The sequence below is a fragment of the Ectobacillus sp. OTK genome (genome assembly GCF_059698935.1).
This window is the reverse complement of record NZ_AP048547.1, coordinates 5,502,320-5,509,473: the sequence shown is the minus strand read 5'-3', so window position 1 is coordinate 5,509,473 and position 7,154 is coordinate 5,502,320. Positions and strand designations below refer to the sequence as shown.

Annotated in this window: 7 protein-coding genes; all 7 read left to right on the top strand. The window is 40.4% G+C overall.

What is annotated here, in order from left to right; genetic code table 11:
• The first annotated feature begins 467 nt into the window (after window positions 1–467).
• The 7 genes from rpmH (at window position 468) to rsmG (ending at window position 7,120) form a co-directional block, all read left to right on the top strand.
• Window positions 468–602, top strand: coding sequence for a 50S ribosomal protein L34 (rpmH, locus tag AC6HZ4_RS27195; RefSeq protein ID WP_129728619.1), 135 nt, complete (start codon window positions 468–470; stop codon window positions 600–602).
• 75 nt (window positions 603–677) lie between these two features.
• Window positions 678–1,046, top strand: coding sequence for a ribonuclease P protein component (gene rnpA / locus AC6HZ4_RS27190; protein ID WP_497493036.1), 369 nt, complete (start codon window positions 678–680; stop codon window positions 1,044–1,046).
• A 29-nt stretch (window positions 1,047–1,075) separates the two neighbouring features.
• Complete coding sequence (gene spoIIIJ / locus AC6HZ4_RS27185; protein ID WP_497493035.1) at window positions 1,076–1,840, top strand: YidC family membrane integrase SpoIIIJ; 765 nt, start codon at window positions 1,076–1,078, stop codon at window positions 1,838–1,840.
• A complete protein-coding gene (jag, locus tag AC6HZ4_RS27180; RefSeq protein WP_497493034.1) occupies window positions 1,837–2,526 on the top strand; it encodes an RNA-binding cell elongation regulator Jag/EloR in 690 nt (229 codons plus the stop codon). The genes spoIIIJ and jag overlap by 4 nt, the downstream gene beginning before the upstream one ends.
• 563 nt (window positions 2,527–3,089) lie before the next feature.
• Window positions 3,090–4,466: a tRNA uridine-5-carboxymethylaminomethyl(34) synthesis GTPase MnmE gene (mnmE, locus tag AC6HZ4_RS27175; protein ID WP_497493033.1), complete on the top strand. Its 1,377-nt coding sequence runs from the start codon at window positions 3,090–3,092 to the stop codon at window positions 4,464–4,466.
• 23 nt (window positions 4,467–4,489) lie between these two features.
• Window positions 4,490–6,379, top strand: coding sequence for a tRNA uridine-5-carboxymethylaminomethyl(34) synthesis enzyme MnmG (gene mnmG, locus AC6HZ4_RS27170; RefSeq protein WP_497493032.1), 1,890 nt, complete (start codon window positions 4,490–4,492; stop codon window positions 6,377–6,379).
• Between the two features lie 21 nt (window positions 6,380–6,400).
• Entirely contained in the window at window positions 6,401–7,120 is a 720-nt protein-coding gene (gene rsmG, locus AC6HZ4_RS27165) for a 16S rRNA (guanine(527)-N(7))-methyltransferase RsmG (RefSeq protein WP_497493030.1), read from the top strand.
• Window positions 7,121–7,154: the final 34 nt, after the last annotated feature.

The window sequence follows — 7,154 nt, the reverse complement described above, 5'->3', positions numbered from 1 at the left end:
TAAAAAACTAGAATGTGCGCGGAGATAAGACGGGCTGTTTTCTACAAAACAGAAAGATGTGGATAAAAATTACACACATGTTAAAAATGATATCCACAACTTATACACAGTTTGTGGATATCATGAGCGCATAGGAAAGTTATTTCCAGTTGAAAACAAAAATATAATATCAAAAATAAGTAGTAATAGCAATGAATTTTATAAAGTTATCCACAAAATCAATCCATTGTGGAGCATACTTTTCCACAACACGATATACTGTGTAAAACTATAAAAACGAGCTGTGGATAGAAAAGTGGACGAAAAAAATTATCCACAACGAAATGGAACAGGTGTGAAAAACCCTGTGAATAGGAAAAAGATGCATATAAAATGAAAATGCCCAGAAGCATTGACATTTCCCCTAAGGATTAACTATAATTTATAGGACTGTCTGTAACAGTTATTCCTCAGGGAGGTGTTATAAAATGAAAAGAACGTTTCAACCAAATAAGCGTAAGCGCAGCAAAGTACATGGTTTCCGTGCGCGTATGAGCACAGCAAACGGCCGTAAAGTTCTAGCTGCTCGTCGTCGTAAAGGAAGAAAAGTATTATCTGCGTAGGCCACTGATCGTTCAGTGGTCTTTTTTCTAGCAGTATAAATGTTCCGCTTACGATATACAGGAGTGTTTAAGTAAATGAAGAAAATGAATCGTATAAAGAAGAATAAGGAATTTCAAACTGTTTTTCAGAAGGGACAATCTAATGCGAACCGACAGTTTGTTTTATATCAGTTGGACAAGCCAGATCAGCCGTACTTTCGTATCGGACTCTCTGTTAGCAAGAAGGTTGGGAATGCTGTAACACGAAATCGAGTTAAGCGGATGATTCGTCAAGTGTTTACAGAATTAAAAGAGAAGATAGATTCTGGAAAAGATTTTGTTATAATAGCAAGGAAGCCTTGTGCAGAAATGGAATATGAGGAGTTTAAGAAAAGTCTTCTCCATGTTTTGCATCGTTCCGGCATTCGAATTCAGAACACCGAAACGAAAATGAAGCAACTATAAATATATACATACTAGAAGGAGGAAAAGCTGTGAAAAAGAAAATAGGGTTATTGCTGATGGTAATCGCACTTACAGCGGTTGTCAGCGGCTGTAACGAAATCAATGAGCCGATTACGAAGGAAAGCCAAGGAATTTGGAATCAATACTTCGTATACCCGCTCTCCTGGTTAATTACCTATTTTGCTACTGTAACCGGAGAGGATTATGGCTTGGCTATTATTATCGTTACGCTTATTATTCGATTGGCTTTGTTGCCGCTCATGATTAAACAAACCAAGAGCACAAAAGCAATGCAGGCCTTGCAGCCCGAGATTACAAAGCTGCGTGAGAAATATAGCTCTAAAGATCAGGCAACGCAACAAAAGCTTCAACAAGAGATGATGCAGATGTATCAAAAGCATGGTGTAAATCCTCTTGCAGGATGTTTACCAATTTTTGTGCAAATGCCAATTTTAATCGGTTTTTATCATGCGATTATGCGAACTGCTGAAATTAAGCAGCATAGTTTTTTATGGTTTGATCTCGGGCATCCAGACCCGATTTATCTATTGCCGCTTCTTGCTGGTGCGACAACATTTATCCAGCAGAAAATTTCAATGGTAGGGATGCCGGCAAATCCGCAAATGTCTATGATGCTTTGGTTAATGCCTATCATGATTATCGTCTTTGCTATTAATTTCCCAGCAGCACTTTCTCTTTATTGGGTAGTAGGGAATATCTTTAGTATTGCTCAAACATACTTTATTAAAGGACCTGAAATTAGGCAGGCAAAAACAGGAGGAGCAACCAAGTGAACGGAATTACTGCTAAAGGACAAACAGTCGAAGAGGCAGTTCAATCGGCGCTAGCACAGCTAGGGGTTTCTCGTGAACAGGTGGAAATTCGTATTATAGATAAGGGCCGAAAAGGGTTCCTAGGGCTCCTTGGTTCTAGACCTGCTATGGTTGAAGTAACTGTAGGCAAGGGTTTGGAGGTAACTGAAGGAGCTATAGCGGTAGAAAAGGATTCGATTGAAGAAGTTGTGAGTGTGCAAAAGGATCCGATTGAAGAAGCTGTAAGCTATATAAAAGGTATTATTCGAGAGATGAACCTCGATGTCACTGTGGAAAAGTCAGTGAAGGGGAGAGAGGTAACTCTTACGCTTTCGGGAGAAAAGGTAGCGCTTCTTATCGGAAAAAGAGGCAGTACGTTAAATGCTATTCAGTATTTAACGCAGCTTGTAGTAAACAGAAATACGAAGCAGTATATAAATATTATGATTGATGCTGAGAACTATCGGGAGAAGAGGAAGGAAACGCTAGAATCTCTTGCACAGCGTTTAGCGAAGCAAGTGTTTAATACGAAGAAAAAGGTTGTTTTAGAGCCGATGCCTTCCTTTGAAAGAAAAGTAATTCATCAGGCGCTTTCCCACCACCCGCATGTAATTACAACATCAGAAGGAGCAGAACCGCATCGACATGTGGTGATTTCTCCTAAGTAGATAGATATAAAGAAACCGGCAGCTCAATAGAGATTGCCGGTTTTCCTGTTGTATTTCGTTATAGATGCTAACATGTATAGCAGGAATAGATTTCAACCAAAATATTCCTATCATGAAAAAAGCTGTATCTCCTTTTTAGAAGGCTGTTTTCGCAGATATTGTTGCTTTTGCATCTGGCTCAGCAGCACGTATACAGCACTGTGCGAAGAGGCGGGAAGTCAGAAATGATAGGTCAGCTGCAAGAGAGGAACAGCCTCTTGCTTATATCGAAACACGTTTCTTTATTCCTATAGCAACAATTGTTTAGAAAAGAGCCTTTTAGAAAGGTAAGAAGGTGTAACTTTTTGGGGAATTGCCTAGCTTCATCGTCCAGCCTCTCGCAGTCAAGTAACCTTCAACCGAAACGTACGTTTTCTGTACAGTGTGTCCGCTTTTCAGAGTAGAAATAATAAAATAAGCTGTCATTCTTTTTAAGCTCTACGCATTATGGTATGCTAAGGATTTAGTGCAGATAAATATCCCATGTTTAATATACAAACAAAAAATAAGCGAGGTGAATGGGCATGGAATTTGATACAATTGCAGCTATTTCTACTGCGCTTGGAGAAGGAGCTATTGCGATTGTCCGAGTAAGTGGAGAGGATGCGGTAGAGAAGGTAAACCGGATTTTCAAAGGAAAAGATTTAACACAAGTGTCATCGCATACAATTCATTACGGAAATATAGTTGACCCGGATACAAATCAGGTTATAGAGGAAGTAATGGTATCTGTGATGAGAGCACCGAGGACGTTCACACGTGAGGATATTGTTGAAGTGAACTGTCATGGAGGTTTGGTGTCAGTTAATAAGGTGCTGCAGCTTATTTTAACACAAGGAGTACGGCTAGCAGAGCCTGGTGAATTTACGAAGCGTGCTTTTTTAAATGGGCGTATCGATTTATCCCAAGCAGAGGCAGTTATGGATTTAATACGGGCGAAAACAGATCGTGCGATGAATGTTGCCATTGGCCAAATGGAAGGCCGTCTGTCCAAGCTTATTAAGCGCTTGCGACAGGAGTTGATTGAAACATTAGCTCATGTAGAGGTAAATATTGATTATCCAGAGTATGATGATGTAGAAGAGATGACACATTCTGTTCTTATAGAGAAAGCGGAACGGGTTCGAGATGAAATTCGAAAGCTTTTGCAAACTTCAAAGCAAGGAAAAATCCTCCGAGAAGGAATTGCAACTGTTATTATTGGGCGTCCTAATGTTGGAAAGTCATCACTCCTAAATAGTCTTGTTCAGGAGAAGAAAGCAATTGTTACAGATATTGCAGGAACAACGAGGGACGTTATTGAAGAATATGTTAACGTGCGCGGCGTACCGCTGCGTCTTATCGATACAGCTGGTATTCGAGAAACGAAGGATGTTGTAGAGAAAATTGGTGTTGAGCGTTCAAAGGAAATGCTGCAGCGGGCTGATCTTGTTTTGCTGGTGTTAAATTATAATGAACGTGTAACGGCATCAGATAAAGAACTATTTGAAGCAATTCAAGAAAAGGATACCATTGTAATCGTAAATAAAACCGACTTGCCGCAAAAAATTGATTTGGATGAAGTAAAGGCTTTAGCGGGAAAGGCAAAAATCATTACTACCTCTCTTATCGAAGAGCAGGGTGTAGATGAGTTAGAACGAGCAATTGCTGATTTGTTTTTTGAAGGCTCCCTCGAAGCGGGAGATATCACATATGTATCTAATGCTCGGCACATTGGATTATTGGCACAAGCGGAACGAACAATTACGGATGCAATCGAAGCTGTTCATAATGGCATGCCAATTGATATGGTACAAATTGATTTAACGAGAACATGGGAGATACTCGGTGAAGTAACAGGGGAAACTATACATGAAAGCTTGCTTGATCAATTATTCTCCCAGTTTTGTCTTGGAAAGTAACACAATGAAGGAGGAATGGAAGTATGGGATATAAAGCCGGTTCTTATGATGTAATCGTAATCGGTGCAGGTCATGCCGGCTGTGAGGCTGGCCTAGCTGCTGCTCGTATGGGAGCAAAAACGTTGATGCTAACAATCAACTTGGATATGGTGGCATTTATGCCGTGTAACCCGTCTGTCGGTGGTCCAGCAAAGGGAATTGTTGTACGTGAGCTAGATGCATTAGGTGGAGAAATGGGTCGAAATATTGATAAAACGCATATTCAAATGCGTATGCTGAATACTGGAAAAGGGCCAGCTGTTCGTGCGCTGCGTGCACAAGCAGATAAGTTCGCTTATCAGCATGAGATGAAGAAAACGATTGAAAATACACCAAACCTTTCCTTGCAGCAAGGTATGGTTGAGCGTCTGATTGTAGAGGACGGTGTATGTACGGGAGTTGTTACAAAAACAGGGGCAGAATATGAAGCGAAAACAGTCGTCATTACAACTGGAACATTTTTGCGCGGGGAAATTATTATCGGCGATTTGAAATATTCAAGCGGCCCGAACAATCAGCAGCCGTCAGTCAAGCTTTCTGAGCATTTAGAGGAATTGGGATTTGAGCTAGTACGCTTTAAAACGGGAACACCGCCGCGTGTACACAGTGACACTATTGACTACAGTAAAACTGAGATTCAACCTGGAGATGAAACACCGCGTGCATTTTCCTTCGAGACAACAAAATTTATTTTAGACCAAATTCCATGCTGGCTTACGTATACGAGCGAAGAAACACATCGTCTCATTGATGCGAATTTACACCGCTCAGCGATGTATTCAGGCATGATTAAAGGTACAGGACCACGCTATTGCCCTTCTATCGAAGATAAGGTAGTACGTTTCCATGATAAACCAAGACATCAAATTTTCTTAGAGCCAGAAGGACGGCATACACAAGAGGTCTATGTACAAGGATTATCAACAAGTTTACCAGAGGATGTACAGCGTGAAATTTTACGTACAATACCTGGACTTGAAAATGTAGAAATGATGCGGACCGGTTACGCGATTGAGTATGATGCAATCGTACCAACACAGCTTTGGCCGACTTTAGAGACAAAAAATATTAAAAACTTATATACGGCAGGACAAATTAACGGAACATCTGGTTATGAAGAGGCGGCAGGACAAGGATTGATGGCTGGAATTAATGCGGCTTGCCGAGCTTTGGGAAAACAAGAAGTTATACTTGATCGTTCAGAGGCTTATATTGGCGTGTTAATTGATGATTTAGTAACAAAGGGAACAAATGAACCGTATCGCTTGTTAACTTCACGTGCTGAATATCGTTTATTGCTTCGCCATGATAATGCCGATCTGCGCCTTACGGAAATTGGACATCGAATTGGTCTGATCCCAGAGGAGCGTTATGCTCGTTTTCAAGCAAAAAAAGAGCAAATTGAGCGTGAAAAGAACCGTCTTGCAGGCTTAATTATCAAGCCGCGTGCTGAGGTACAGGAACTCATTCGCAATGTTGGGGGAAGTGAATTAAAGGATGGTATTCGTGCAAGCGACTTACTAAGAAGACCAGAAATGACATATGAACATATTCGTGCCATTGTTCCGAGTGAGGATCCAGTTCCAGATGAAGTAGCAGAGCAGGTCGAGATTCAAATTAAATATGAGGGCTACATTGAAAAGTCCATTCAACAAGTAGAACGAATGAGAAAAATGGAAAGCAAGAAGATCCCAGCTAATATTGACTATGACGCAATTACAGGATTGGCATCAGAAGCACGTCAAAAGCTTAAGCAGGTGCGTCCGCTTTCCGTTGGGCAGGCCTCTCGTATTTCCGGTGTAAACCCTGCGGATGTTTCTATTTTACTTGTGTATCTTGAACAAGGAAAAATCGCAAGAGTATCGAACCAATAAAGAGTTAGGGGATATTACTGTATGAACGCGCAACAGTTTCAAAATATGCTTCAAGAGAAAGGAATCTCCCTCTCTCCTGGACAAATACAGCAATTTGAAAGATACTATGAGCTGCTCGTAGAATGGAATGAGAAAATGAATTTAACGGCTATTACAGATAAAGAAGAAGTCTACTTAAAGCACTTTTTCGATTCTGTTACAGCAGCCTTTTATCACGACTTTTCTAAGCCGTTTTCTCTTTGTGATGTCGGTGCCGGGGCTGGATTTCCAAGTATTCCATTAAAAATCTGTTTTCCAGATTTGAAGGTTACGATTGTAGATTCTTTACAAAAAAGAATTACCTTTTTGAACCATTTGGCAACGGAGCTGAACCTAGAGAATGTAGCCTTTTATCATGATCGTGCGGAAACGTTTGGAAGAAGAGAGGATATTCGTGAATCCTTTGATATTGTAACAGCACGTGCAGTTGCTCGGCTTTCTATTTTGAGCGAGTTATGTCTTCCTTTAGTAAAGGTTGGCGGTGCTTTTATTGCTATGAAGGGAGCTGCTGCACAAGAGGAGCTTGAGAGCGGAAAACATGCTGTGCAAGTATTAGGTGGGGAAGTAAAGCAAATTTCAACTTTCCAATTACCGGTTGAAGAGAGTGAACGTAATATTTTATATATTGAAAAGAAAAGAAAAACACCAAAGAAGTATCCTCGTAAACCCGGGATGCCAAACAAAATACCTATTGAAAAATAAAATGCATTGTGAGTAATATGGAAATATACATATA

Excerpts from the sequence above, each read along its gene's own strand:
- mnmG (WP_497493032.1), top strand. The coding sequence starts at position 4,490 with ATGGGATATAAAGCCGGTTCTTATGATGTAATCGTAATCGGTGCAGGT.
- mnmE (WP_497493033.1), top strand. The coding sequence starts at position 3,090 with ATGGAATTTGATACAATTGCAGCTATTTCTACTGCGCTTGGAGAAGGA.
- rsmG (WP_497493030.1), top strand. The coding sequence starts at position 6,401 with ATGAACGCGCAACAGTTTCAAAATATGCTTCAAGAGAAAGGAATCTCC.
- rnpA (WP_497493036.1), top strand. The coding sequence starts at position 678 with ATGAAGAAAATGAATCGTATAAAGAAGAATAAGGAATTTCAAACTGTT.
- rpmH (WP_129728619.1), top strand. The coding sequence starts at position 468 with ATGAAAAGAACGTTTCAACCAAATAAGCGTAAGCGCAGCAAAGTACAT.